Here is a 2,527-nt window from a genome sequence, read left to right on the forward strand (position 1 = left end):
GCGCGCACCAAAATACCCTCCAACACCACCTGCACCGTATATTACTATTTTCATACTTAAAAAACTTTGAACTCAAAAATACAATTTTTTAAAATTAAAATACATATAAATAACTTTCGAAATAAATTTTTAGTCTTGTCTAAATTTTTGATTATATTTGGCTAAATTTATTTTTGAAATGCTCTCACAATCCGAAGAAAATTATTTAAAAGCAATTTTTAGCATAGAACTTTCTAATGCTAAAACCGTAAGCACAACACTTATAGCTAAAAATTTAAGTACAAAAGCTTCGTCGGTAACTGATATGATTAAAAAATTAGCCGATAAAAATCTGGTTAATTATGAAAAATATAAAGGCGTAAAATTGACTTCCGAAGGAAAAGAAATAGCATTAAATATTGTAAGAAGCCATAGAATTTGGGAAGTTTTTTTAGTTGATAAACTTAACTACAATTGGGATGAAGTACACGATTTAGCAGAACAATTAGAACATATTAAATCAACTACATTAATTGACAAGTTAGACAAACTATTGGGTTTTCCAAAACACGACCCGCACGGAGACCCAATTCCTACGGAAGCGGGTGAGATTGAACCTATAAACGGAAAACCAATTCCGAATTTTAAAGAAGGAACTATTGGCAGAATTATTCATATTGAAGATGAACCCGAAATAATTTATAAACAAATTTTAGCCGAAGATTTACACATAGGCTCTCAATTGCATATTGTTGAAAATAACGAAAAGAGAGTTGTTTTTCATTCGGAAGGTGAAGAATATGTTTTGGCTCCTATTGTTGCAAACAATATTACCATTACCGAATTGCTAAAGGAAGAATTTTCAGAAGAAAAAAGCTTTAGATTGTCTAATTTAAAAAATGGAGAAGAAGCCAAAATAATAGGTATTTCAAGAGAATGCAGGGGCGAAATTAGAAGAAGATTACTAGATCTAGGTTTTGTAATAAACACCAAAATAACGGTAGATTTAACAAGCCCTATGAACAACCCCAGAGCTTATTTGGTGAGAGATACTTCTATTGCCATTAGAAATGAGCAAGCAAAATTTATATTAATCGAAAAAATAAAAACCCATGCAAAAAGCCACTAAAAGCGCTTGCGAAACCTGCGATTTAAACGCAAATGCAAGTCTAAAAAAAATGGGTATTAATACAGAAAATACCGATTATGTAATTGCCTTGGCTGGCAACCCAAACACTGGAAAAAGCACTGTTTTTAATGCCTTAACTGGTTTAAAACAGCACACAGGAAACTGGCCAGGTAAAACAGTTACACGTGCCGAAGGTGGTTTTGGTTATAATGATAAAAAATTTAAAATAGTAGATTTACCAGGTACTTACTCATTACTTTCCACTTCACAAGACGAAGAAGTTGCACGTAATTTTATTTTATTTGGAAAACCTGATGTTACCGTAATTGTAGTTGATGCCAGCCGATTGGAACGCAATTTAAACTTGGTTTTACAAATTTTAGAAATAACAGACAAGGCTGTTTTATGTTTGAATTTGATGGACGAAGCAAAACGTTTGGATATTGATATTGACGACAGAGCCTTGGCGCGTGATTTAGGAATTCCTGTTATACCTGCAAGTGCCAGATCAAAAGAAGGAATACCTGAATTGATTAAAACTATCAATCAAGTTGCAAATGGCGAAATTAAATGCAAGCCACATAGAATTAAAAATGTTCCTCAAAGCATAGAAAATGCTTTGAACAAATTGAGCAAAGAAATTGAAAAAGAATATCCATCCATACCAAACAGCAGGTGGATTGCTTTGCGATTGTTAGATGGTGATGAACGAATTATAGAAGCCGTTAAATCGGGTGAATTTATAACAGAATAACACTTGAATTTCAAACAAAAGAGAATACAAATTCATGGATAAAAACAACATATTAAATACAAGTAATGATTTGCGATGGCAAATTGGCGAAGGTTTTCACGATAAATTAACCGAAGCCATTTATGCTGACGCATCAACCATTGCCCAAAATGCTGTTACCAAAAAAGGTGATGTAAAAAAATTTAGATTCGATAAAAGTCTGGACAAAATTGTAACTAGCAAAACTTGGGGATTTCCAATAATGATTTTAATTCTATCAGTAGTTTTATGGCTTACCATTATTGGCGCAAATTACCCTTCAGGGTTGCTCGCGCAATTATTGTTAGACAATGTTCACCCTTGGCTTAAAAACTTAGCGAATCTGGCGGGTTTTCCTTGGTGGCTAAGCGGTTTTTTAATAGATGGTGTTTATTTGGCATTGGCTTGGGTTATAGCTGTAATGCTTCCTCCAATGGCTATATTTTTCCCTTTATTTACCCTGCTTGAAGATTTTGGTTATTTACCTCGTGTTGCTTTTAATTTAGATTCTTTATTTAAAAAATCTGGTGCCCATGGCAAACAGGCCTTAACTATGAGTATGGGATTTGGTTGTAATGCAGCAGGTGTAGTTGCAACACGAATTATAGACAGTCCGCGTGAACGATTGATTGCTATAATTACAAATA

1 protein-coding gene and 1 pseudogene are annotated in these 2,527 nt (G+C 33.4%); both read left to right on the plus strand.

The window, feature by feature from the left end; all coding sequences use genetic code 11:
* The first annotated feature begins 178 nt into the window (after positions 1-178).
* On the plus strand, positions 179-1,108 hold the full coding sequence (locus EC396_RS18290) for a metal-dependent transcriptional regulator (protein WP_164975268.1): 930 nt from the start codon (positions 179-181) through the stop codon (positions 1,106-1,108).
* Positions 1,092-2,527, plus strand: a pseudogene (gene feoB, locus EC396_RS18295) (ferrous iron transport protein B); the annotation flags it as partial. The gene EC396_RS18290 and the pseudogene feoB, both read left to right, overlap by 17 nt.

Origin of the sequence: Lutibacter sp. HS1-25 (genome assembly GCF_004121075.1) — a bacterium.
Lineage (GTDB): Bacteria > Bacteroidota > Bacteroidia > Flavobacteriales > Flavobacteriaceae > Lutibacter.